Here is a 21,955-nt window from a genome sequence, read left to right as displayed (position 1 = left end):
CGCGCCACCTCTCCCCCACTTCGTGAGGGCGAGGAACCCTGGTCCCGTAATGCCTTCCCGCCCCGCGCTTGTATCTCTCAGGTTTTTCGGGGGTTGATGTCGGGCTTGCGGCTGGTGGTGCGTCCTTGGGGCACAACCATCGCAACTCTTGGGAGGACATCATGACCTTGGAAACCGCTCAATCAACCGTTCAGTCGCCGTGGCAGACCGCGGCAATCCTTATCGCCCGCCTGATCTTCGCCGCCGTCTTCCTGATGGCCGTGATCTTCAAATTCGTCGATATCGGCGCCACCGCCGGCTATATCGCGGCGGCCGGGTTTCCATTCCCGCTGTTCCTGGCCTGGTGCGCAGCCCTGCTCGAGGTCGTCCTCGTTCTATGCTTCCTGACCGGCGCCTTCTTCTCATGGGCAGCACTCGTCGCCGGCGCCTATGTGCTGTTCCTCGGCTTCGCCTTCCACGGGCCGTCGCACTGGGCCGGCAACCAGGCGGAGTTCGGCTTCTTCGTCGATCACTTCACCTTCCTGGCCGGGCTGCTGTTTGCCGCCGTGCATGGGCCGGGCCGCGTCCTGGCGCTGAAGCTTGGCAGGAGGTGATGCCAAAGCTTGCTGCGGCGGTCATCCTCGATCGCTGCGTCACATCTGGTCGTTGTAAGGTTCCTTGATCTGGCCGACCATGCGGGCCAGTTTCGAGAAGGACGGCATGTCCGTCTCCGGCTGACATTGATTGGCCAACTCCAGCAGTCGGATCGGGAAGTTGACGGCATCGCGGCTCGACGCCGACATGCCTTCGGACCTTTCCTCGTTGGTCTCGCTGGCTTCGGCCTTGCGCAATGCGATGTCTATCTCCTCGACGGAGAGCACGCCCTTGCGGACCAGGACCTGATTGATCGATGCGATGGCCATCAGCAGGCCTTCAAGTTGCAGATTGGCGACGTTCATGGCTTTGCTCCCATTGGCTAGGGTTCAAACGCGCCAGCGCGCGTTGCGATCCAGTGTGGGACGGCAGGCAGGTCTAGGACCGGTCGGGCGGCGGTGGCTGGGCAGAGTTGTTGGCCAGGCGAGCGTCGATGTCGCTCAGCTTCTGCGCAATAGCCTGGAGAGCCGCCACTGAACCGCGCTGAACGCGCACCAGTCCGCGCGGCGCCACCAAAGCGAGCAGGCGAGGGGTATTCTCACATTTTTTCGCGTCTCAGGTGAATTTTGTTCTTGCTTTGTGCCGGCAGCTATGCTACTAATTTGGGTATGGTGCTAATTGGCTCTAACGACCCGCCCGCCGAGGCGGGTTTTTTGTTTCAGGCCGGTTTGGAGACGATCACGGCGAGCGAGGCGAGCTTTCCGTCACTCAGGCTCCGGATGTAGTTGCGGCGGCGCTGCAGGAATTCCGCGCCCATGACGACCTCATTCGCCTGCTGCTGCGCCGGCGAGGGCACGATGCCGGAATTGGCTCTCTTCAGCGCCAGCTCAACATGTTCGCCGGTTTCGTCGACGATTTCGTCGATGCGAAATCCGGCATCGGCAAACAGGGTTTTCAAGGTTTCCCGATCGGCGAGGTGACTGGTCGCCGCAGAAACCGCCCAGGGCATCGGATAGTATGGCTCGCCCCCGGTGAGCACGGCCTCGGTCCAGATCAGCCTGCCTCGCGGTTTCAGCACGCGCCAGGCCTCGTCGATGACCGCGGCCTTATTCTCGATGTTCATGCCGACATAGAAGCAGATCGCCGCATCGAAGGTGCTGTCGCCAAAAGGCAATTTCGTCGCGTCGGCCTGATGGAAGCGAACCTTGTCAGCCAGTCCGCTGAGTGCGGTCAGTCGGCTCGACGCGGCGACAAAGGCTGGTGTCAGGTCGATGCCGTCGACCTGGCAGCCATAGGTCGAGGCCAGAAACCTTGCCGGTCCGCCAATGCCGCTGCCGATATCCAGGATCCGATCTGTCGGCGAAGGAGCAAGACGGGCCGCATGCTCCCGCGTGGCGATCAGTTCGCGGCCATGGAGCTGATCGAACGGATAGAGTTGCGCGGCCGCGAGTTTGCCGGCCGGGTCGGCGTCCGGGATCGCGGCCAATATGCGATCGACGATGCCGTCGCTGCCGTAGTGACTGGTGACATTGCCCATGACGCGTTCCCCTCAAGCGCAACCACAATCCCATCAACGCAAGTCACACGCAATGCCCCGCCTTTTTCGCCCCTCCTTCCAGCCGTTCACCGACGAAGGGTGCGAGGTCGTCAGTGCATTTTCTTCCACAGCGCCACATTTTGTTCTTGCTTTGTGCCGGCAGCTATGCTACTAATTTGGGTATGGTGCTAATTGGCTCCAACGACCCGCCCGCCGAGGCGGGTTTTTTGTTTCAGGCTCCCTTTTCGACCCAAACGCTACGTGAGCTGCCTTCTGTGAAGTCAGCGGGACAGCGCCCCCCTCTGTCCTGCCGGACATCTCCCCCTCTAGTGGGGAGATTGGCGGTCACGACTGCTTTCGCCAATCTCCAACGTTGCAGAAATGAACGCAGGGCCGAAGCTGCCAATCTCCTCCCTGGAGGGGGAGATGTCCGGCAGGACAGAGGGGGGCGCGACGGAACACGACCCATGCCGGCGTAATGCAGCGACGACGGCCTCACGACGTCACTCCCGGCAGCTTTACCGCGTTTGCCGCTTCCACCGCCGCGCCGCTGCGTACCATGGCGATCGCCTTCTCCATGTCGGGGTGGAAGTGCCGGTCGTTGTCGAGATGCGGCACCTCTGTCCTGACCAGCCGGCGCACCGCCTCCAGTGCCGCGCTCGAGGCCAGCGGTGCATGGAAATCGCAACCTTGTGTGGCGGCCAGCAATTCGATGCCGATGACGGCCGTCGCATTCTCGACCATGCCGATCAGCCGGCGCGCCCCATGCGCCGCCATCGAGACGTGGTCTTCCTGGTTGGCCGAGGTCGGGATCGAATCGACGCTGGCCGGATAGGCTTTTTGCTTGTTTTCAGAAACCAGTGCTGCCGCCGTGACCTGAGGGATCATGAAACCGGAATTCAAACCCGGCTTGGGCGTGAGAAAGGCCGGCATGCCCGACAGCGCCGGATCGACCAGCATGGCGATGCGCCGTTCCGACAGCGAGCCGATCTCGCAGACGGCGAGCGCGATCATGTCGGCGGCGAACGCCACCGGCTCGGCGTGGAAATTGCCGCCCGAAAGTGCTGAGTCATCCTCGGCAAAGATCAGCGGATTATCGGTGACGCCGTTGGCCTCGGTGGCGAGCATGTCGGCGGCCTTGCGAAGCACGTCGAGTGCGGCGCCCATTACCTGCGGCTGGCAGCGCAAGCAATACGGATCCTGCACGCGCTCATCGCCGACGCGGTGCGATTCACGGATGGCGCTGCCGGCCATCAAATTGCGCAACGCCTCGGCCGTCTCGATCTGGCCGCGATGCTTCCGGAGCAGATGGATGCGTGGATCGAACGGCGCGTCGGAGCCCTTGGCGGCATCGGTCGACAGCGCGCCGGCGACCAGTGCCGACTGGTAGAGCACTTCCGCCTCGAACAAAGCGGCAAGCGCATAGGCGGTCGAAAACTGGGTGCCGTTGAGCAGCGCCAGGCCTTCCTTGGCGCCCAATGTCACCGGCTCCAGGCCGTGCGAAACAAAGGCGACCTTGGCGGGAAAGCGGCCATGTGGGGTGAAACATTCGCCGACGCCGATCATCACCGCGGTCATGTGCGACAGCGGCGCGAGGTCGCCGGAAGCTCCAACCGAGCCCTGCGCCGGCACCACGGGAATGACGTTGTTGGCCAGCATCGCTTCCAACAGTTCGATCGTCCGCGGCCGCACGCCGGAGGCGCCCTGGGCCAGGCTGGCCAGCTTCAGCGCCATCATCAGCCGGCAAATTGCCAGCGGCATCGGCTCGCCGACGCCCGCGGCATGCGACAGCACGATGTTTCGCTGCAGCGTCTCGAGGTCGGCGGCGGGGATGCGAACGCTGGCCAGCTTGCCGAAGCCGGTGTTGATGCCATAGACCGGCTCGCCCTTGGCAACGATCCTGGCGACGGCCTCGGCGCTGGCCTTGATCTTCGGGCGGCAGGCATCGTCGAGCCTCAGTGCGGCGCCGCGATAGATAGCGCGCCAATCGGCCAGCGCCGCATTGCCTGGCCTTAGCTTGAGTTCAGTCATTGTCCCCTCCAGATGCGGGCATGCAGCGGATTGAAGCCCATGCGGTAGACGAGCTCGGCCGGGCGCTCGACGTTCCAGATCGCCAGATCGGCGGATTTTCCGGCCTCCAGCGTACCGGTCTGTCCAAGCAGCCCGAGCGCGCGGGCGGCTTCGCGCGTAACGCCGGCAAGGCATTCATCGACGGTCAGGCCGAACAACGTCGCGGCCATGTTCATGGTCAGCAGCAGCGAGGTCAGCGGCGACGTGCCGGGATTGTTGTCGGTAGCAACGGCCATCCTGACGCCATGCTGGCGAAACAGGGTGATCGGCGGCTTCTTGGTCTCGCGGATGAAGTAGTAGGCGCCGGGCAAGATGGTCGCCATGGTTCCGGCCTTCGCCATCGCCGCCGCACCCGCCTCGTCGGTATATTCGAGGTGGTCGGCTGATAGCGCACCATAGCGCGCCGCAAGTTCGGCGCCGTGCAGATTGGACAGCTGGTCCGCATGGAGCTTGACCGGCAGCCCCGCCGCCTTCGCGGCATCGAACACGCGGGCAATCTGCTCGGGCCAAAAGGCAATGCCTTCGCAAAAACCGTCGACGGCATCGGCCAGGCCATCGGCAGCGACGGCCGGCAAAATCTCGTTGGCGACAAGATCGATAAAGGCGTCCTTGTCACCTTTTGCTTCTGGAGGCAGCGCATGAGCGCCGAGGAAAGTGGTTCTGACCGTCACCGGCCGCTCGCCGCCCAGCCGTCGCGAGGCGCGCAGCGACTTCTTCTCGTTTTCGAGGTCGAGGCCGTAGCCGGATTTGATCTCGACGGTGGTGACGCCTTCGGCGATCAGCGCGTCGAGGCGCGGCAGCGACTGGGCGACCAGTTCGTCCTCGCTCGCGGCGCGCAATGCCGTGACCGAGGAAACGATGCCGCCGCCGGCCTTGGCAACCTCCTCATAGGTGGCGCCGGCCAGCCGCATCTCGAATTCATTGGCACGGTTGCCGGCATGGACCAGATGGGTGTGGCAGTCGATAAGGCCAGGCGTGATCCAGCGGCCTTCGCAGTCGGTCGCCTCGGCGCCTTTGCTAAGTGCTGCCGGCATGTCGGCTTCCGGCCCGGCATAGATGATCCGGCCATTGCGCACGGCGATTGCACCGTGCTCGACGACGCCTGACCCGGCGCTGCTTTCGGCCATGGTCGCGAGCCGCGCATTGCGCCAGAGGCGAAGCTCCCCTGCCCGGCTTTTGCTCTGTGCAGCCATGATCTTTTCCGTTTCAATCGGTGGCGATTATGTATATACATATCAAAAGGCACTGCAAGCGCTATCATCGCATGGCAGGCCGGGATTTGGAGAAAAACGTGACGGCAATCTTTGCGGAACAGGCGCTTCTGCCCGACGGCTGGCACAGCAATGTGCGGATCGTTATCTCCGACGGCAGGATCGCCACGGTCGAGGCGAATACCTCGCCTCTGCCTGGCGACGAGCGCCATGCCATCCTCTTGCCCGCCATGCCGAACCTGCACAGCCACGCCTTCCAGCGCGGCATGGCCGGCCTTGCCGAATTGCGCGGGCCTTCCGCCGACAGTTTCTGGAGCTGGCGCGAGGTGATGTACCGCGTCGCGCTAGCGATGACGCCGGACCAGGTCGAGGCGGTCGCGGCCCAGCTCTATGTCGAGATGCTGGAGGCCGGGTTCTCGCGCGTCGGCGAGTTTCATTATTTACACCACGACCGCGACGGCCGGCCCTATGCCAATATCGCCGAGATGGCGGAGCGCATCGTTGGTGCAGCGTCCGAGACAGGCATCGGGCTGACTTTGCTGCCGGTGTTCTACGCGCATTCCTCTTTCGGCGGCGCTGCGCCAAATGAAGGCCAGCGCCGGTTCATCAACGATGTGAACCAGTTCTCGCGGCTTGTTGAGAAAAGCCGCGAATCCCTTCGCACCTTGAATCAAGGCGTCCTTGGCATTGCCCCGCACAGCCTGCGTGCCGTGACACCCGAGGAACTGGAAAACATCACGGTCATGGCGCCGGAGGGGCCGATCCACATCCATATCGCCGAGCAGATGAAGGAAGTCGAGGACTGCCTTGCCTGGTCCGGCGCGCGGCCGGTCGAATGGCTGCTTGCCAATGCCAAGTTCGACCGGCGCTGGTGCCTGATCCACGCCACCCACATGACCGACACCGAGACGGTGCAAATGGCGAAAAGCGGCGCCGTTGCCGGCCTCTGCCCGATCACTGAGGCCAATCTCGGCGACGGCACCTTTGCCGCGCCCCTGTTCATGCGGCATGGCGGCTGCTTCGGCATCGGCTCGGATTCAAACGTACTGATCGGCCTGCCGGACGAGTTGCGGCAACTCGAATATTCACAGCGCCTCGCTCACCGCGCCCGCAACGTGTTGGCGGTGGCCGGCGGCTCGACCGGCCGTGCTTTGTTCGATGCAGCGCTCGATGGTGGCAGTGCCGCGCTGGGCGCCGGCCCCTCGCGGATCGCCGCGGGTGCCTCGGCCGATTTCGTCTCGCTCGACGGCAGGCATCCATCGCTGGCCGGCAAGACGGGCGATGCAATCCTTGACGCCTGGATTTTTGCCAACGGCACCAAGGTCGATTGCGTCTGGGTGCATGGCAGGAAACTGGTCAGCGACGGCCAGCATGCCAGGCGCGATGCTATTGCCGAGCGGTTCCGCAAGGTGATGACGGTGCTTTCGGCATGAGCACGATCGAGACAATAAGCGCGGATCCTGGAAGCGCGGACGGCGGCGAGGCGCTTTCGCTGCACCAGCGCATCCTGTCGGACATCAGCGAACGGATCCTGTCCGGCGCCTGGGCGCCCGGCCACCGCATTCCGTTCGAGCATGAACTGACGGCCGAATACAATTGTTCGCGCATGACGGTGAACAAGGCGCTGTCGCAGCTAGCCAAGGCCGGGCTAATCGAGCGCCGGCGTCGTTCGGGCAGCTTTGTCCGCCGGCCGCAATCGCAGGCGGCCGTTCTCGAAATCCACGACATCCGGATCGAGGTCGAGGCGCTTGGCCTGCCTTACCGCTATGAGCGCGTGGCGCGAAACAGAAGACGCAGCAGCGCCGACGACCGCACCCTGCTGGAACTCGACGTCGCTGGGCCGGTGCTGGTGCTGGAATGCCGGCATTTCGCCGGCAAGCGGCCATTCGCCCACGAGCAGCGGCTGATCAACCTGGCTGCCGTGCCGGAGGCCGCCGAAGAGGCGTTTTTCGACACGGCGCCCGGTCCGTGGCTGATCGGCCGTGTGCCATGGAGTGCGGCCGAGCATCGCATCCGTGCGGTTGCCGCCGAAAGGCATATCGCGGCGGCGCTCGACATCGGGACGGGCGCGCCGTGCCTGGTGATCGAGCGGCGGACATGGAGCGCGGAGCACCCCGTCACCCATGTCCGGTTCACCTATGCGTCAGAGAACCACACGCTGGTGGCGCGGTTCACGCCGTCGCAGGGGTAAGCTCCTGACCCTCCCCATTGAGGGGAGGGTCGCGGAGCAAATTGCCGCATGGCGGCATTTTGTGACGCGGGGTGGGGTCAGAGCAACCTCGCCGACCCCACCCCGTCTCGCAGTCTCCGCTTCGCTTCGACTACTCGCCGACCCTCCCCTCGAGGGGGAGGGTTAGAGCCGCATTCTCAAATCGCCGCTGTAACAATAATCTCGACCAGATATTCCGGTCCGGCAAGTTTCGCTTCGCCGGTGGCGCGGGCCGGCGTGTGGCCTTGCGGTATCCACTTGTCCCACTCCGCGTTCATCTCGGCGAAGGTGCTCATGTCGGCCAGCCAGATGATCGCCTGCAGAATCGTGCTCTTGTCGGTGCCGGCCTTGGCCAGTAATTCGTCGATCGCCGCCAGAATGTCCCTTGTCTGGGCGCCGACGTTTCCGCCCGGCTTGCCGACCTGACCGGCCAGATAGACGGTGTTGCCGTGGATGACGATCTGGCTCATGCGCGGGCCCACATCGATGCGACGAATGCTCATTGGATATTCCTTCTCCTCTTGTCAGCTGCGCCTGTTTAGGGGCGGGGTTCGCCGGGAGCAAGGTCGCTCGAGCGGAACTTCTTGAGCCAAGCCAAAGCACACAACATGACGGCCCGGCCGCAATTCCGCCCGATTGGCTTGTTGACTAATGTAATAACATCACATATCGAATCCGCCCCTGCAGCACCGATCGTCGCCCCATGGATCGTCACATGAGCCAAACCTGCCTGACCTTCCGCGACCTGACGCTGGGCTACAACAGCCACCCGGCGGTCCACCACCTCGACGGTACGATCCGCAAGGGATCGTTGACGGCGGTCGTCGGCGCCAACGGCTCCGGCAAGTCGACGCTGATGAAGGGCATTGTCGGCGTCCTGAAGCCGATGGCCGGCGCGGTGATCCGGGCGCCGGGCGTGCGCGCCGCCTACCTGCCGCAGCAATCGGAACTGGACCGCTCCTTTCCGGCCCGGGTCGTCGACCTAGTTTCGCTTGGCTTATGGCCGCGGCGCGGCATGCTCGGCCGCTATACAAGGGAAGATCGCGACTCGGTCAGCAAGGCGCTGATGGCCGTCGGCCTCGGCGGTTTCGAGAAGCGGCCGATCGACACGTTGTCGGGCGGCCAGCTGCAGCGCACCCTGTTTGCCCGCGTGCTGTTGCAGGATGCCGAGCTCATCCTGCTCGACGAGCCGTTCAACGCGGTCGACACGAAGACCGTCGGCGACCTGATCGCGCTGATCAAACGCTGGCATGGCGAGGAGCGCACCATCATGGTGGTCGTCCATGATCTCGATCTGGTGCGGCAGAATTTCCCCGAAACACTGCTGCTGGCGCGCCAGCCGGTCGCCTGGGGCGAGACCAGGGAGACGCTGCGGCCGGAGAATCTGTTGCGTGCGCGCCGCTTCCACGAAGCCTGGGAGGACAACGCGCCGTGGTGTGAGCCCGGCGAGCATGATCACGAGCACAGTGGCCACGAGCACTTGCACGACCACGACCATCATCACGGCTCCGGGCCGAGGGCGGCATGATGGACGTGCTTTACGGTCTTTTCGTCGCTCCTTTCGCCGACTACGCCTTCATGCAGCGGGCGCTCGCCGGTTCGATGATGCTGTCGCTCGGCGCCTGCCCGGTCGGCGTGTTCCTGATGCTGCGGCGCATGAGCCTGTCCGGCGACGCGATGGCCCATGCCATCCTGCCGGGTGCTGCCGCCGGCTTCCTGTTCTATGGCCTAGAGATCCTGCCGATGACCGTCGGCGGGCTGATCGCCGGCATCATCGTGGCGCTCGGCGCCGGCGCCGTCTCGCGCTTCACCATCCAGCGCGAGGACGCCTCGATGGCGGCCTTCTATCTGATTTCGCTGGCGATCGGCGTGCTTATGGTGTCGATCCGCGGCTCCAGCGTCGATCTCATGCATGTGCTGTTCGGTACCGTACTGGCGCTCAACAACGAGGCGCTGACGCTGATCGGCGGCATCGTCGTGGTGACGCTGGTCAGCCTCGCCATCTTCTGGCGGGCGCTGGTCGCCGAATGCCTCGACCCCTTGTTCCTGCGCTCGGTCAGCCGGATGGGCAGCCCGGTGCATTTCATCTTTCTCGGCCTTGTCGTGCTCAATCTCGTCGGTGGTTTCCAGGCGCTCGGCACCTTGCTGTCGGTCGGGCTGATGATGCTGCCGGCGGCCGCCGCCCGTTTCTGGACCTCGCGCGTCGAGCCGATGTGCGTGCTGGCCACAGTGATCGGCTTTGCCTCCTGCATTGCCGGGCTGCTGTTGTCCTACCATGCGTCATTGCCCTCCGGCCCGGCCATCATCCTGTCCGCCGGCGTCGTCTATTTCGCTTCGATCCTGTTCGGCACGCGCGGCATCCTGCGAGCCCGCATCGTCCATCACCGCCACAGAACTGCCTGATCCCTACCCCGATCCCCAACTAGGAGACCTGTCCATGCTGAAATCGATCCGCGCCGCTTTGGCAGTGAGCGTTATAACATTAACGGCCCTTGGCGCGTCGTCGGCCTTTGCTGAGCCGTTGAAAGTGGTCGCCAGCTTCACGATCATCGCCGATTTCGCCAAAAATATCGGCGGCGACCGCATCGATCTGACCACCATCGTCGGGCCGGACGGCGACGCCCACGTCTACGAGCCGAGCCCCGCCGATGCGGTGGCGATGGCCAAGGCCGACATCGTGCTGGTCAACGGCCTGCATTTCGAAGGTTTTCTGCAGCGCCTGGTCGACGCCAGCGCCACCAAGGCTTCGATTGCCGTGCTGACCAAGGGGGTCACGCCGATCAATTTCAAACCTGAATTCGCCGAGGCCGATGCCGCCGAAGGCGCGGAAACCGATGGCGGCAAGACGGTCACCGATCCGCATGCCTTTCAGTCGATCGCCAATGCCAGGATCTATGTGAAGAACATCGCCGACGCGTTCTGCACGGCCGACGCTGCGGGTTGCGACAGCTACAAGGCCAATGCAGCCGCCTATACGCAAAAGCTCGATGCACTCGAGGGCGAAGTGCAGGCGGCGATCCAGTCGATCCCGCAAGACAAGCGCGTCGTCATTACCTCACACGACGCCTTCGGCTATTTCGAGAAGGCCTACGGCTTGACGTTCCTGGCCCCGGAAGGCGTGTCGACCGAGTCGGAGCCTTCCGCCGCCGACGTCGCCAAGCTGGTCAGCCAGGTGAAACAGGACAAGGCGGCGGCGATCTTCGTCGAGAACATCACCAACCCGCGGCTGATCGAGCAGATCGCCAGCGAGACCGGCATCAAGGTGGGCGGCACGCTCTATTCCGATGCGCTGTCGCAGCCCGACGGCCCGGCCGCGACCTATATCGACCTGATGCACAACAACATCGCGCAGATCAAAGGCGCGATCCTCGGCAGCTGAGCCGACCGATCCGGTTCATCCAGCCGGGCTGGCGCATGATGCGTCCTGGCGACGTGCGGCGTTAGCCCGGCTGGATTTCTGGCGTCGAAATCTCTATCTGCGCGGATGGATTTCTTTTCGCGCGGATTGCCGACCGGGTCAGGGAGTGGCAAGACTACCGCTAACCAGATTGCGAGGACCCCAGCCATGGAATACCGTCAGATCAGCGAGGACTATTCGGTTTCGGGTCAGATCCAGCCCGAGGATGTCGCGACCATCAAGGCCGCCGGCTTCAAGAGCGTGATCTGCAACCGGCCGGACGACGAGCAGCCGGGACAGCCATCGGCCGACACCGTCAAGGCGGCGGTCGAGGGCGCCGGGCTCGCCTTCCGCTACATCCCGGTCATCAGCGGCCAGATCACGGCCGAGAATGTCGATGACCAGGCCGAGGCACTCGACGAACTCGAAGGCCCGGTCTTCGCCTATTGCCGATCCGGCGCCCGCTGCACGAACCTCTATGGGTTGATCCAGCAGCAAAAGGGCTGAGAGGCGTTCCGGTGATTAGTGACGCCGCCGTCTGGCTATGACCCGCCGCAGCCAGAAGAAAGCGACAAACAAAGCGACATATAGCGCAAGATCGACGAGCGGAATCGTAGCGATCAAAAGTACGATGAAGCCCGCAAGACAAGTCGGAAAGCCGACACCGCACCACCAGCGCGCCTTCGGATGAGTGAGTTCGACCCAGCCATAGGGCCACGAAGGCCAGGGATTAATAATGCGCAAGTCCCAAGCCTTCGGTTCATAGGCGGCGTGGATCAGACTGCAAATCGTGAACGGCACAAACCCCACTAAAAACAAGACGATGCCGGCGAGCTGAAAGTTCGACATGGTTCACACTCAAATCGGCAGCGCGCCGGTTTCCTTTAGCGTTTCCAGCACGATCGCCGTCTTCACATGCTGCACCGATTCATGCGGCAGAAGCACGCTATTGACGAATTCCGACAGAGACTTCAGGTCGGGCGTCACGACTTTCAATATATAATCCATCTCGCCGGTCAGCGCGTGCGCTTCCTGCACCTGCGGCAGCCGCGCCACTAGTTCGCCGAAACGCCGCGCATTGTCGCGGTTGTGGGTGGCGAGCGTCACCGAAATGACGTTGACCAGGGAAAAGCCGAGCTTGTCGCGGTCGAGCACCGCCCGGTAGCCCTTGATATAACCGTCCTCCTCCAGCCGCTGGCGACGGCGCGAGCATTGCGACGCTGACAGGTTCACCCGTTCCGACAAATCGTTGTTGGTCAGCCGTGCATCACCCTGCAGCAGAGCCATTATCTTGCGGTCAAACTGGTCGATGCGCGCTTCATCCATGGATTTCGGCTCCGCACTGCACAACTCGCGCATGACCAGACCATTTCAAGCGTTTGAATGCAAGCAATTTGCACCCGCTCCGCGCTATGATTGCGCTCAGATACGGCCGACGCGGCCAATGCCAGATTTTCGGGCCAGATTTCGGAGCAATGCCATGGGTCCCTTCCCGCACGACGCACCGCCCGCCAAGATCAGCAAAACCAATCCCGCCGGCACCGACGGCTTCGAATTCGTCGAATTCGCGCATGCCGAGCCGGAAAAGCTCGCCGAGCTTTTCACCCGCATGGGCTACGTGCCGGTGGCCAAGCACCGCAGCAAGGACATCACTGTCTGGCGGCAGGGCGACATCAACTATGTCGTCAATGCCGAACCCGGCTCGCATGCGATGAAATTCGTCGACAAGCACGGGCCTTGCGCGGCCTCGATGGCATGGCGGGTGGTCGATGCCAGGCACGCCTTCGATCACGCTATGGCCAAGGGCGCGACGCCCTATAAAGGCAACGACAAGACGCTCGACGTGCCGGCGATCGTCGGCATCGGTGGCTCGCTGCTCTATTTCATCGAAACGTACGGCGAGAAGGGCTCGGCCTATGACGCCGAGTTCGACTGGCTCAGCGAGCGCGATCCCAGGCCGGAAGGCGTCGGCTTCTATTATCTCGACCACCTGACCCACAATGTCTATCGCGGCCAGATGGACAAATGGTGGGATTTCTACCGCGACCTGTTCGGCTTCAAGCAGATCCATTTCTTCGACATAGACGGCAAGATCACCGGCCTGGTCAGCCGCGCCATCACCTCGCCCTGCGGCAAGATCCGCATCCCGCTGAACGAGTCCAAGGACGAGACCAGCCAGATCGCCGAATATCTGAAGAAGTACAATGGCGAGGGCATCCAGCACATCGCCGTCGGCACCGGCGATATTTACGGCGCCACCGACAGGCTGGCCGCCAACGGCCTGAAGTTCATGCCGGGTCCGCCGGAGACCTATTACGACATGTCTTATGCCCGCGTGAACGGTCATGAAGAGCCGATCGAGCGCATGAAGAAGCACGGTATCCTGATCGACGGCGAAGGCGTCGTCGACGGCGGCACGACCAAGATCCTGCTGCAGATTTTTTCAAAGACCGTGATCGGGCCGATCTTCTTCGAGTTCATCCAGAGGAAGGGCGACGAAGGTTTTGGCGAGGGCAATTTCCGCGCCTTGTTCGAGTCGATCGAGCAGGACCAGATCAAGCGCGGTGTGCTGAAGGTGCAGGCGGCGGAGTAAGGCTGCACCGGACTTCTTGCGATTCGGTCAGTAGTAGCTCAGACTTTGGCCATGAACATTGCAATCGCAGAGGTGAAGGCAATACTGTCGGAACTCGTCAGCCGCGCGGAAGCTGGCGAAGAGATTGTGATTACCCGTCGCGGCAAGGTCGCGGTGCGCCTCGTGCCACCCGCCATGCCCGAGTCCCTCCCTCGTATCGGCGCAATGAAAGGCAAAATCAGGATTGCAGACGATTTTGACAAACTCGGTCCCGAATGGGACGAGTACGCCAAATGACGCCGTCACAGGCAAACGTCTATTTGGCGAGGCCGGCGGCTTTGCGCAGAATCTCGTTGATCCGGCTCTGCCAGCCGGGGCCGCCGGCACGAAAGCGGGCGACCACGTCACTGTCGAGCCGGAGCGTTACCTGCTTCTTCGGATTGTCGAGTGCCGGCCGACCGCGCGAACGGCGAATGCTTTCGGCAAGCTCAGGGAACGCTTCGGCGAAAGGGTGAGCGGTTCGAAAATCCTCCTCTGTCCATTCCGGATTCTCCGAAACGGCTTCCCAGTCTTCTTTGCTGTAGCCGCGACCAGCTTCGAATTCGGTGCGCACCTTACGCTTTGCCATTGAACAATCTCCTTTCCGCGGGACTTGCCGGGCGCATCGAAATTATCGAGATGCCCTCGGAACCGAGTGTGGCAAACACCACGACAACGATGCCATCGACGATCCGGCCAATTGCCATGAGACGACCGGCTTTGGCTGTGCGGATTGTCGACGCAAGAAAAAACTCGTCATCAAGCGCGGCAAAATCCAAGCCGTGCTTGTCAATGTTGGCCAACCGTTTTGGTTCGTCCTAAACGATCTTCATCGAGAATTTATGTACCTACAATAATTAAGTCAAGAATTTTCGTAACTACAATTAATTGTCGCCTTCGATCGCCAGCCGCTCGACTTCGGCTTTCCTCAACTTCAAATCGTAATCGAGGAAGAACTCGTCGAGTTGCGGCGGTTTCACCGAGGTGCCGGACAGCATCGCGTGCACCTGGCCGCGATGATGGATGTCGTGGATGAAGAGATGGGCGAGCAAATCGCCGATCCGTTCCGGTATCATGCCGTCCTCGCGCCGGTCGGTGAGGACGCGGCGCTCGATATCGTCCGGCGACAGGCGGTCGCAAAAAGCGATCAGCCGCCGGTCGGCCTCCGTCCGCGCGCCAAAGAGCGCGTCCGCTTCGTCGAAGAGCAAGAACTCATCGTAAGCGGCGGCGCCGAGGCCGCTCTCTTCGAGAAAGTCGAGATAGAGGTGATCGACCGCCAGAATGTGGTTCAACGTTGCCTTGATCGACGGGAAGAAGCTGGTTCGCTCGGCTTCGAATTCACCAGGCTTAAGCTGCAGTACGGCGCCATAAAGCCGGTCGTTCGACCAGAGATTGTTGCGCGCCATGCGGCGGAAATGGTTCAGCAGGTCCATGACTTCACGGCGCGACCCGGAATAGCGACACACCCGCCCATAGAAGCGCAAACCCAGCCAAAACAATCAGCAGCAGCCCGATCATGCGCCGCCGCATGCCTTGCGTTTCCTGGTCACGCGCGACGTTCGTGTTGGTGACGGTGTGAAACATCATCGCCTTGCGCGGAAAGCCGCTGCGGTTGGTCAGGCCGGGCGAGCGCGCCTCGATGCGATAGCTCAGCCGGATCGCCTGGATGAAGATCGCCAGCATGACAAGGGTCCAGACACCGCACAGCAAATAGAATGTCTCGCCCGTCATTCTCTTGCCGCCTCGTATTTCTCGACCTTCTGCTCGATGGCGCCGAAGATCGAATGCCCGCCCCTGTCCTTCATCTCGATGCGTACCATGTCGCCGAAGCGCAGGAACGGCGTTTTCGGTTCGCCGGCTTCGATGGTCTCGATCATACGCAACTCGGCGATGCAGGAATAGCCGGCGCCGCCCGCCGAGACAGGCTTGCCCGGTCCGCCGTCGAGCTTGTTGGAGACGGTGCCCGAACCGACGATGGTGCCGGCAGCCAGTGGCCGCGTCCTGGCGGCATGAACAATCAACGCCGGAAAGTCGAAGGTCATGTCGATGCCGGCGTTCGCCCGGCCGAACGGTTTGCCGTTGAGATCGACCAGCAGCGGCAGGCTGACCTTGCCACCGTCCCAGTTATCGCCCAGTTCGTCCGGCGTCACCGCAACCGGCGAAAAGGCCGATGATGGTTTTGACTGGTAGAAGCCGAACCCCTTGGCGAGTTCGGGTCCGGTCAGGCTGCGCAGCGTCACGTCGTTGACCAGCATGACCAGCCGGATCGATGCCCGCGCCTCTTCGAGGCTTGCGCCCATCGGCACGTCGTCGACGATGACGGCGACCTCACCCTCCATGTCGATGCCAAGTGTCTCGTCGACCATGCGGATCGGATCGCGCGGTGCGAGGAAAGCGTCCGAGCCGCCCTGGTAGATCAGCGGATCGCTCCAGAAGCTTGCCGGCATCTCGGCGCCGCGCGCCTTTCGAACCAGCTCGACATGGTTCACATAGGCCGAGCCGTCGGCCCATTGGTAGGCACGCGGCAGCGGCGAATGGGCGTCGTGCTCGTGAAAGCGGGCCGATGGCACCGCGTTGTTCTCCAGCGATTCGGCCATGGCAGCGAGATGCGGCGCGATGCGACGCCAGTCATCGAGCGCCGCCTGAAGCGTCGGCACCAGGAACGACGCATCGGTAAATCGCGTCAGGTCGCGCGACACGACGACGAGCTTTCCGTCGCGCGTCCCGTCCTTCAATGTGGCAAGCTTCATGCGGTTTCCTCTCCTGGCGCAGCTTTGGTGCTGCTTTGATTTTTTGTTCTACGCCTGACCTCATCCGAAAACCGGTTTCCACTTTTCGGGATCATGCTCCAGCCCCACAACAAGGCCGTCGCGGGCGATCGTCAAGTCGCCGGCCCATGTTTTCCTGACGGCGGCAATCCAGTCGGCCTCGCCAATTTCCGGATCGTCGGCGGGAATGAGGTGGTTGAGGACCAGTCTTTTGACGCCTGCATCACTGGCGATGCGGCCCGCCTCTTCGGCAAAACTATGGCTGGCAAGCAGGTGTTCTCTCAGTCTTGCACCGTTGCCGGTCTTCGCAACCAGCCGCTCGATACCCTCTTCCAGCATGGCCTCGTGGACCAGTATGTCGGCGCCCTCGGCGAAATCCGACAATGGCGAAAAGAACGCCGTATCGGACGAGAAGACGATGCTTTGCCGGGCTAGATCGAAGCGCAGCGCAAAGCAGTCCGTCACCGGCGGGTGGTCGACGCGCAAGGCCGATATTTTGAGACCGCGCTCTTCGGCCACCTGGCCCTCACCAAATTCGACGATCGACACCAGGTCGCGGATATCGGGCCGGCCTTCATCGGCGATGCGGATCTCGATGTCGAACTCCATCGCCTGGCAGAAGCGCTGCCAATAGTAGCCGATGCCGGGCGGGCCGAACAAAGTGACGGGCGCAGCCAGGCCGGCCGTCCAGGCGGTGTGGATGAGAGGTCCGAGTTCCAGCACATGGTCGGAGTGCAAATGCGTGATGAAGATCAGGTCGAGCGCCTTCAGGCTGATGCCGGCATCGGTCAACCCACGCGTTACGCCCAGCCCGCAATCGACGACGATGGTGCGACCGCCAATCTCCAGCAGCGACGAACTCGGCCACGGTCCGCCCGGCCGGAGCGCCGGACCACCCTTCGAGCCTAGAAGCACCAGACGATCCGTCATGCGACGGCGCTCAAGACCAGTCGCCCTCGGGCGTGCCGTTGAAGCGTTTCTTCAGATCGGCCCAGCAGTCGATATAATTGTCCTGCCGGGTTTCGAGTTCGGCGCCATAGCGGGTCACCATCTGCGGAAAGCGTGTCTCGAACATGAAGGCCATGGTGTTGTCGAGCTTGACCGGTTTCAGCTCCGCGCGCGAGGCCTTTTCGAAGCCAGACGCATCGGGTCCGTGAGCCAGCATCATGTTGTGCAGGCTGATGCCACCGGGCACGAAGCCCTCTTCCTTGGCATCGTACTGACCATGAATCAGGCCCATGAACTCGCTCATGATGTTGCGGTGATACCAGGGCGGCCGGAAAGTGTTTTCCGCCACAAGCCAGCGCGGCGGGAAGATGACGAAATCGATATTGGCGGTGCCTTCCTCGCCGCTCGGCGCGGTCAGCACGGTGAAGATCGACGGATCAGGATGATCGAACAGGATCGCACCGACCGGCGAAAACGTCGCAAGATCATATTTGTAGGGCGAATAATTGCCGTGCCACGCCACCACATCCAGCGGCGAATGGTCGATCTCGGTGACATGGAACTGGCCACACCATTTCGCGATCAGCCGGCACGGTGTCTCCTTGTCCTCGAACCAGGCACAGGGCGTCTTGAAATCCCGCGGATTGGCCAGGCAATTGGCGCCGATCGGACCACGATCCGGCAGCGTCAGCTTGGCGCCGTAATTCTCGCAGACATAGCCGCGCACTTGCGGATCCACCAGTTCGACCTTGAACACCAGGCCACGCGGCAGCACGGCGATCTCGCCCGGCCTGAGTTCGATAACTCCCATCTCGGTGACGAAGCGCAAGGCTCCAACCTGGGGCACAACTAGCAACTCGCCGTCGGCGTTGAAGAAATGATCGTCGGCCATCGAACGGTTGGCTACATAGACATGCGCCGCCATGCCGGTCTGGCCGAGCACGTCGCCGGCGGTGGTAATCGAGCGCATGCCGGCGATGAAGTCCGTCGGCTCGGTCGGCATGGGTACGGGGCTCCAGCGATACTGGCCGAGCGCGAGTTGGTGGTCGCCGACATTCGGCGCGCTTTTCCAAAACGGACAATTCGTCGCTTTGAAGCGGCCGGTGTGCCTGACGCTCGGCCTTATCCGATAAAGCCAGGAGCGCTCATTGGTGCCGCGCGGCGCGGTGAAAGGAGAGCCCGAAAGCTGCTCGGCATAGAGGCCGTAGGCCGGCCGCTGCGGCGAGTTTCGCCCCTGCGGCAGCGAGCCCGGCAATGTTTCGGTCTCGAAGTCGTTGCCGAAACCCGGCATGTAGGAATAGGCCATGGAATCCTCCCGAATTCGTAGTCCCGGAGCGTCTGGAGGGCGCTCCGGGTTGACCAGATTGGTTTCATTTGTAACCATTGAAAATGTAACCATCAACGGTGATTTCGGCATGGGGCGCCAGCCTGCTCAGTCAAGGCCAAAATGGAACCGGAAATCCTCGAACTCGAATCCTTCCTGCCTTACCGGCTCTACCGGCTTGCCGATGCCGTCAGCCGCGAATTCTCAAGGGTCTACAAGGACCGCCACGGCCTGACCCGGCCCGAATGGCGCACGCTAGCCGGACTTGGACAGCATGGCACGATGACGGCGACGGCGCTCGGCGAGCAATCGGCCATGCACAAGACTAAGGTTTCGCGAGCAGTGGCGGAGTTGGAAAGGCGGCGCTGGCTGACGCGCACACCCGATGAAAACGACCGCCGCGTCGAGCATCTGACACTCACCAAAGCCGGCCTTGCCGCCTATCGCGAGATGGTGCCGCTGGCAAAGGCTTTTGAGCGGGAGCTTCTGGCCAAGTTCAGCGATGGCGAACGTGCCGCGATAGCGGAAGGGCTGGCGGCGCTAGAGAGGTCGACAAAAGAGCTAAAAGCTGTTCCGTAGCGATCCTTCCCACCCCCCTCTGTCCTGCCGGACATCTCCCCCGCAAGGGGGGAGATCAGACATGGTGTCGACTTTCGCTAATTGCCAGCGTTGCAGACTGGGTGGTGCGGCCAAAACTGCCGATCTCCCTCCTTGCGGGGGAGATGGCCGGCAGGCCAGAGGGGGGTGCTGTCCCTCCGGCGCATCTGCAATGGCACCGGCCGATCGCCTACCAATCCATCACCACCTTGCCGGAGTTACCGCTCTTCATCGCCTCGAACCCCGAAATATAGTCGTCAATGCCGATGCGATGGGTGATCAGGCCGCTGACATCGAGAGGACCCTGCACCAGCGCGATCATCTTGTACCAGGTCTCGAACATCTCGCGGCCGTAAATGCCCTTCAGGTGCAGCATCTTGAAGATGACCTTGTTCCAGTCGATCTCGAAGCCGGTCGGCGCGATGCCGAGAATGGCGATCTTGCCGCCATTGTTCATGGTATCGATCATGTCGCGGAAGGCAGGCGCGGCGCCCGACATTTCAAGGCCGACGTCAAAACCCTCGGTCATGCCGAGCGCCGGCATCACGTCGCGCAGCTTTTCCTTCGATGCGTCGACGACATGCTGGACGCCGAGCTTTTTTGCCAGTGCGAGGCGCACCGGGTTGATATCGGTGATGACCACTTTTCGTGCGCCGACGCACTGCGCCACCAGCGCGCCCATGATGCCGATCGGCCCGGCGCCGGTGACCAGCACGTCCTCGCCGACGAGATCAAAGGACAATGCGGTGTGAACCGCATTGCCCAAGGGATCGAATATCGCGGCGATCTCGTCGGGCACGTCGTCGGGGATCGGCACCACATTGTGCTGCGGAATCGCAAGGTATTCGCCAAAGGCGCCCGGTCGGTTGACGCCGACGCCGAGCGTGTTGCGGCACAGATGCCCCCTGCCCGCCCGGCAGTTGCGACAATGGCCGCAGACGATATGGCCTTCGCCGGAAACGCGCTGGCCGAGTTTGTACTCGGTCACCGCCGTGCCGAAATCGGCAACGGTTCCGACAAATTCGTGGCCCGTCACCATCGGAACCGGCACGGTCTTTTGCGCCCACTGATCCCAATTGTAGATGTGCACGTCGGTGCCGCAGATCGCGGTCTTCCTGACCTTGATGAGCACGTCGTTGGGGCCGATTTCCGGCACCGGCACTTGTTCCATCCAGATGCCCGGCTCGGCCTTGGCCTTGACCAGCGCCTTCATCATATTCGACATTCTTTTGTCCCCAGAACCTTAGTCGCTTGAATCTCTTGATCCGGAATCGCTTTTCGGTCCGGCCGTTCAGGAAATCACGCCGAGTTCGCGACCGACTGCGGCGAACGCCTCAACTGCACGATCGATGTCGGCGCTGGAATGGGCGGCCGACATCTGCGTGCGAATGCGCGCCTGGCCCTTCGGCACCACCGGGAACGCGAAGCCGATGACATAGATACCGCGCTTCAGCATCCGCGCCGCCATTTCCTGCGCCAGCGTCGCGTCGCCCAGCATCACCGGGACGATCGGATGGTCCGCGCCGGCCAGTGTAAAGCCGAGCCTGCCCATCTCGGAGCGAAACCGCGCTGCGTTGGCATATAGGCGCTGACGCAACGCATCGCCATTGCGGATCAGTTCGAACACCCGGATCGACGCGCCGGCGATCGCCGGCATCAGCGTGTTGGAAAAAAGATAGGGCCGCGAGCGCTGGCGCAGCCAGTCGACCACCTGCTTCCTGCCCGACGTGTAGCCGCCGGACGCGCCACCCAATGCCTTGCCGAGCGTGCCGGTGATGATGTCCACCCTGCCCTCGACGCCACAATGTTCGGCCGAGCCACGGCCATTCCTGCCGACGAAACCAACTGCATGGCTGTCGTCCACCATGACCATCGCATCGTATTTGTCGGCGAGGTCGCAGACGCCCTTCAGATTGGCGATGATGCCATCCATCGAGAACACGCCGTCGGTGGCGATCAGCCGGAACCGGCAGTCGCGCGCCTCTTTCAACCGCGCTTCGAGATCGGCCATGTCATTGTTGGCGTAGCGGAAGCGCTTTGCCTTCGACAACCGTACCCCGTCGATGATCGAGGCGTGGTTCAGCGCATCGGAGATGACCGCATCCTCCTCGCCGAGCAGCGTCTCGAACAGGCCGCCATTGGCGTCGAAGCAGGAGCCGTAGAGGATGGTGTCCTCCATGCCGAGGAAGTCAGAAATGGTCGCCTCGAGCTGCTTGTGTTCTTCCTGCGTGCCGCAGATGAAGCGCACCGACGCCATGCCGTAGCCGTAGCGGTCGAGCGCCTGCTTGGCCGCCTCGCGCAGTTCGGCGCTGTCGGCGAGGCCGAGATAATTATTGGCGCAGAAATTCAGCACCTTCTCGCCGCCCACCTCGATCTCGGCCGATTGGGTCGAGGTTATCACCCGCTCGGATTTATAGAGGCCTGCCGATTTCAGCCCTTCAAGCTCGCTGTCGATGTGGGAAAGGAATGCTTCGGTCATGATCGGGCCCTGTTGAGATCGATGAGGACTGTCGCGCCGCGCGGACGAAAAATCCATCGCAAAAGCGACCGCTTCGGTGGCGGCAATGGCACGGCAGACGCCACGATGCTCAAATGCGGAGGCGCCGCGAGATCGACCGGCTCCATCGCTGTCCCGATACCATGGATGCTGCAGGGCAGCCGAGCGTAGAGAAAGTCGGAGCTACTGCAATGCGAAATGACGCTCGTCATC

At 62.6% G+C, this 21,955-nt stretch carries 25 protein-coding genes and 1 pseudogene; 10 read left to right on the top strand and 16 right to left on the bottom strand.

Features of this window, described 5'->3' with window-relative positions; translation table 11 throughout:
* Positions 1-161 precede the first annotated feature (161 nt).
* The gene (locus E5W70_RS08260; protein WP_292656341.1) at positions 162-593 is read left to right on the top strand and encodes a DoxX family protein; all 432 of its coding nucleotides are present in this window, start codon (positions 162-164) and stop codon (positions 591-593) included.
* A gap of 39 nt (positions 594-632) precedes the next feature.
* Here the strand turns inward: E5W70_RS08260 and E5W70_RS08255 are convergent, their stop codons facing one another.
* The 4 genes from E5W70_RS08255 to hutI form a co-directional block, all read right to left on the bottom strand.
* Positions 633-938 carry a hypothetical protein gene (locus E5W70_RS08255; RefSeq protein WP_023675713.1) on the bottom strand — a complete coding sequence of 102 codons (306 nt, stop codon included), beginning with the start codon at positions 936-938 and terminating at the stop codon, positions 633-635.
* A 353-nt stretch (positions 939-1,291) separates the two neighbouring features.
* On the bottom strand, positions 1,292-2,110 hold the full coding sequence (locus E5W70_RS08250) for a methyltransferase domain-containing protein (RefSeq protein WP_292656336.1): 819 nt from the start codon (positions 2,108-2,110) through the stop codon (positions 1,292-1,294).
* Between the two features lie 495 nt (positions 2,111-2,605).
* Positions 2,606-4,141, bottom strand: a complete 1,536-nt coding sequence (gene hutH, locus E5W70_RS08245; protein ID WP_292656333.1) for a histidine ammonia-lyase — start codon at positions 4,139-4,141, stop codon at positions 2,606-2,608.
* Complete coding sequence (hutI, locus tag E5W70_RS08240; RefSeq protein ID WP_292656330.1) at positions 4,138-5,373, bottom strand: imidazolonepropionase; 1,236 nt, start codon at positions 5,371-5,373, stop codon at positions 4,138-4,140. The genes hutH and hutI overlap by 4 nt, the downstream gene beginning before the upstream one ends.
* Positions 5,374-5,471: 98 nt before the next feature.
* Here hutI and E5W70_RS08235 point away from each other — a divergent pair, with 98 nt between their 5' ends.
* Positions 5,472-6,824: a formimidoylglutamate deiminase gene (locus E5W70_RS08235; protein WP_292656328.1), complete on the top strand. Its 1,353-nt coding sequence runs from the start codon at positions 5,472-5,474 to the stop codon at positions 6,822-6,824.
* Positions 6,821-7,582, top strand: coding sequence for a histidine utilization repressor (gene hutC, locus E5W70_RS08230; RefSeq protein ID WP_292656324.1), 762 nt, complete (start codon positions 6,821-6,823; stop codon positions 7,580-7,582). Before E5W70_RS08235 ends, hutC begins: the two co-directional genes overlap by 4 nt.
* A gap of 176 nt (positions 7,583-7,758) precedes the next feature.
* Here the strand turns inward: hutC and E5W70_RS08225 are convergent, their stop codons facing one another.
* Complete coding sequence (locus E5W70_RS08225; protein WP_292656320.1) at positions 7,759-8,103, bottom strand: RidA family protein; 345 nt, start codon at positions 8,101-8,103, stop codon at positions 7,759-7,761.
* A 212-nt stretch (positions 8,104-8,315) separates the two neighbouring features.
* Between E5W70_RS08225 and aztA the strand changes: the two genes are divergently transcribed.
* The 4 genes from aztA (at position 8,316) to E5W70_RS08205 (ending at position 11,504) form a co-directional block, all read left to right on the top strand.
* Positions 8,316-9,128, top strand: coding sequence for a zinc ABC transporter ATP-binding protein AztA (gene aztA / locus E5W70_RS08220; protein WP_292656318.1), 813 nt, complete (start codon positions 8,316-8,318; stop codon positions 9,126-9,128).
* On the top strand, positions 9,128-10,003 hold the full coding sequence (gene aztB / locus E5W70_RS08215) for a zinc ABC transporter permease AztB (RefSeq protein WP_292656399.1): 876 nt from the start codon (positions 9,128-9,130) through the stop codon (positions 10,001-10,003). Before aztA ends, aztB begins: the two co-directional genes overlap by 1 nt.
* Before the next feature lie 34 nt (positions 10,004-10,037).
* Positions 10,038-10,979, top strand: coding sequence for a zinc ABC transporter substrate-binding protein AztC (gene aztC / locus E5W70_RS08210; protein ID WP_292656315.1), 942 nt, complete (start codon positions 10,038-10,040; stop codon positions 10,977-10,979).
* A 186-nt stretch (positions 10,980-11,165) separates the two neighbouring features.
* Complete coding sequence (locus tag E5W70_RS08205) at positions 11,166-11,504, top strand: TIGR01244 family sulfur transferase (protein ID WP_292656312.1); 339 nt, start codon at positions 11,166-11,168, stop codon at positions 11,502-11,504.
* A gap of 15 nt (positions 11,505-11,519) precedes the next feature.
* On the opposite strand, the gene E5W70_RS08200 is transcribed toward E5W70_RS08205, so the two are convergent.
* Together E5W70_RS08200 and E5W70_RS08195 are read right to left on the bottom strand one after the other, a co-directional pair.
* Complete coding sequence (locus E5W70_RS08200; RefSeq protein ID WP_292656310.1) at positions 11,520-11,846, bottom strand: hypothetical protein; 327 nt, start codon at positions 11,844-11,846, stop codon at positions 11,520-11,522.
* Between the two features lie 9 nt (positions 11,847-11,855).
* Positions 11,856-12,323, bottom strand: a complete 468-nt coding sequence (locus E5W70_RS08195) for an Lrp/AsnC family transcriptional regulator (protein WP_254817488.1) — start codon at positions 12,321-12,323, stop codon at positions 11,856-11,858.
* 154 nt (positions 12,324-12,477) lie between these two features.
* Between E5W70_RS08195 and hppD the strand changes: the two genes are divergently transcribed.
* Positions 12,478-13,590, top strand: coding sequence for a 4-hydroxyphenylpyruvate dioxygenase (gene hppD / locus E5W70_RS08190; protein WP_292656305.1), 1,113 nt, complete (start codon positions 12,478-12,480; stop codon positions 13,588-13,590).
* A 51-nt stretch (positions 13,591-13,641) separates the two neighbouring features.
* Entirely contained in the window at positions 13,642-13,866 is a 225-nt protein-coding gene (locus E5W70_RS08185; protein WP_292656303.1) for a type II toxin-antitoxin system prevent-host-death family antitoxin, read from the top strand.
* A 19-nt stretch (positions 13,867-13,885) separates the two neighbouring features.
* Here the strand turns inward: E5W70_RS08185 and E5W70_RS08180 are convergent, their stop codons facing one another.
* From E5W70_RS08180 to hmgA, 7 genes and pseudogenes are all read right to left on the bottom strand, one after another.
* A complete protein-coding gene (locus E5W70_RS08180) occupies positions 13,886-14,197 on the bottom strand; it encodes a BrnA antitoxin family protein (protein ID WP_292656301.1) in 312 nt (103 codons plus the stop codon).
* A pseudogene (locus E5W70_RS08175) lies at positions 14,184-14,441 on the bottom strand (BrnT family toxin). Before E5W70_RS08175 ends, E5W70_RS08180 begins: the two are co-directional and overlap by 14 nt.
* Before the next feature lie 51 nt (positions 14,442-14,492).
* The gene (locus tag E5W70_RS08170) at positions 14,493-15,041 is read right to left on the bottom strand and encodes a DinB family protein (RefSeq protein ID WP_292656298.1); all 549 of its coding nucleotides are present in this window, start codon (positions 15,039-15,041) and stop codon (positions 14,493-14,495) included.
* Positions 15,042-15,045: 4 nt separating this feature from the next.
* Positions 15,046-15,339, bottom strand: coding sequence for a hypothetical protein (locus tag E5W70_RS08165; RefSeq protein ID WP_292656295.1), 294 nt, complete (start codon positions 15,337-15,339; stop codon positions 15,046-15,048).
* A complete protein-coding gene (locus tag E5W70_RS08160; protein WP_292656292.1) occupies positions 15,336-16,358 on the bottom strand; it encodes a fumarylacetoacetate hydrolase family protein in 1,023 nt (340 codons plus the stop codon). The genes E5W70_RS08165 and E5W70_RS08160 overlap by 4 nt, the downstream gene beginning before the upstream one ends.
* Positions 16,359-16,418: 60 nt before the next feature.
* Complete coding sequence (locus tag E5W70_RS08155) at positions 16,419-17,306, bottom strand: MBL fold metallo-hydrolase (RefSeq protein ID WP_292656289.1); 888 nt, start codon at positions 17,304-17,306, stop codon at positions 16,419-16,421.
* Positions 17,307-17,316: 10 nt separating this feature from the next.
* Positions 17,317-18,630: a homogentisate 1,2-dioxygenase gene (gene hmgA / locus E5W70_RS08150; protein WP_292656287.1), complete on the bottom strand. Its 1,314-nt coding sequence runs from the start codon at positions 18,628-18,630 to the stop codon at positions 17,317-17,319.
* A 141-nt stretch (positions 18,631-18,771) separates the two neighbouring features.
* Between hmgA and E5W70_RS08145 the strand changes: the two genes are divergently transcribed.
* The gene (locus tag E5W70_RS08145) at positions 18,772-19,227 is read left to right on the top strand and encodes a MarR family transcriptional regulator (RefSeq protein WP_292656284.1); all 456 of its coding nucleotides are present in this window, start codon (positions 18,772-18,774) and stop codon (positions 19,225-19,227) included.
* Positions 19,228-19,435: 208 nt separating this feature from the next.
* On the opposite strand, the gene tdh is transcribed toward E5W70_RS08145, so the two are convergent.
* Both tdh and E5W70_RS08135 read right to left on the bottom strand, forming a co-directional pair.
* On the bottom strand, positions 19,436-20,470 hold the full coding sequence (tdh, locus tag E5W70_RS08140; protein ID WP_292656282.1) for an L-threonine 3-dehydrogenase: 1,035 nt from the start codon (positions 20,468-20,470) through the stop codon (positions 19,436-19,438).
* Positions 20,471-20,536: 66 nt separating this feature from the next.
* Entirely contained in the window at positions 20,537-21,724 is a 1,188-nt protein-coding gene (locus E5W70_RS08135; RefSeq protein WP_292656279.1) for a glycine C-acetyltransferase, read from the bottom strand.
* Positions 21,725-21,955: the final 231 nt, after the last annotated feature.

The sequence above is a fragment of the Mesorhizobium sp. genome (assembly GCF_005063415.1).
Classification (GTDB): domain Bacteria; phylum Pseudomonadota; class Alphaproteobacteria; order Rhizobiales; family Rhizobiaceae; genus Mesorhizobium.
This window is presented reverse-complemented; position numbering and strand designations above follow the sequence as displayed.

Bases quoted from the DNA above. Each gene is read 5' to 3' on its own strand.
- E5W70_RS08260 (WP_292656341.1), top strand. From the start codon at position 162: ATGACCTTGGAAACCGCTCAATCAACCGTTCAGTCGCCGTGGCAGACC.
- E5W70_RS08255 (WP_023675713.1), bottom strand. From the start codon at position 938: ATGAACGTCGCCAATCTGCAACTTGAAGGCCTGCTGATGGCCATCGCA.
- E5W70_RS08250 (WP_292656336.1), bottom strand. From the start codon at position 2,110: ATGGGCAATGTCACCAGTCACTACGGCAGCGACGGCATCGTCGATCGC.
- hutH (WP_292656333.1), bottom strand. From the start codon at position 4,141: ATGACTGAACTCAAGCTAAGGCCAGGCAATGCGGCGCTGGCCGATTGG.
- hutI (WP_292656330.1), bottom strand. From the start codon at position 5,373: ATGGCTGCACAGAGCAAAAGCCGGGCAGGGGAGCTTCGCCTCTGGCGC.
- hutC (WP_292656324.1), top strand. From the start codon at position 6,821: ATGAGCACGATCGAGACAATAAGCGCGGATCCTGGAAGCGCGGACGGC.
- E5W70_RS08225 (WP_292656320.1), bottom strand. From the start codon at position 8,103: ATGAGCATTCGTCGCATCGATGTGGGCCCGCGCATGAGCCAGATCGTC.
- aztA (WP_292656318.1), top strand. From the start codon at position 8,316: ATGAGCCAAACCTGCCTGACCTTCCGCGACCTGACGCTGGGCTACAAC.
- aztB (WP_292656399.1), top strand. From the start codon at position 9,128: ATGGACGTGCTTTACGGTCTTTTCGTCGCTCCTTTCGCCGACTACGCC.
- aztC (WP_292656315.1), top strand. From the start codon at position 10,038: ATGCTGAAATCGATCCGCGCCGCTTTGGCAGTGAGCGTTATAACATTA.
- E5W70_RS08205 (WP_292656312.1), top strand. From the start codon at position 11,166: ATGGAATACCGTCAGATCAGCGAGGACTATTCGGTTTCGGGTCAGATC.
- E5W70_RS08200 (WP_292656310.1), bottom strand. From the start codon at position 11,846: ATGTCGAACTTTCAGCTCGCCGGCATCGTCTTGTTTTTAGTGGGGTTT.
- E5W70_RS08195 (WP_254817488.1), bottom strand. From the start codon at position 12,323: ATGGATGAAGCGCGCATCGACCAGTTTGACCGCAAGATAATGGCTCTG.
- hppD (WP_292656305.1), top strand. From the start codon at position 12,478: ATGGGTCCCTTCCCGCACGACGCACCGCCCGCCAAGATCAGCAAAACC.
- E5W70_RS08185 (WP_292656303.1), top strand. From the start codon at position 13,642: ATGAACATTGCAATCGCAGAGGTGAAGGCAATACTGTCGGAACTCGTC.
- E5W70_RS08180 (WP_292656301.1), bottom strand. From the start codon at position 14,197: ATGGCAAAGCGTAAGGTGCGCACCGAATTCGAAGCTGGTCGCGGCTAC.
- E5W70_RS08170 (WP_292656298.1), bottom strand. From the start codon at position 15,041: ATGGACCTGCTGAACCATTTCCGCCGCATGGCGCGCAACAATCTCTGG.
- E5W70_RS08165 (WP_292656295.1), bottom strand. From the start codon at position 15,339: ATGACGGGCGAGACATTCTATTTGCTGTGCGGTGTCTGGACCCTTGTC.
- E5W70_RS08160 (WP_292656292.1), bottom strand. From the start codon at position 16,358: ATGAAGCTTGCCACATTGAAGGACGGGACGCGCGACGGAAAGCTCGTC.
- E5W70_RS08155 (WP_292656289.1), bottom strand. From the start codon at position 17,306: ATGACGGATCGTCTGGTGCTTCTAGGCTCGAAGGGTGGTCCGGCGCTC.
- hmgA (WP_292656287.1), bottom strand. From the start codon at position 18,630: ATGGCCTATTCCTACATGCCGGGTTTCGGCAACGACTTCGAGACCGAA.
- E5W70_RS08145 (WP_292656284.1), top strand. From the start codon at position 18,772: ATGGAACCGGAAATCCTCGAACTCGAATCCTTCCTGCCTTACCGGCTC.
- tdh (WP_292656282.1), bottom strand. From the start codon at position 20,470: ATGTCGAATATGATGAAGGCGCTGGTCAAGGCCAAGGCCGAGCCGGGC.
- E5W70_RS08135 (WP_292656279.1), bottom strand. From the start codon at position 21,724: ATGACCGAAGCATTCCTTTCCCACATCGACAGCGAGCTTGAAGGGCTG.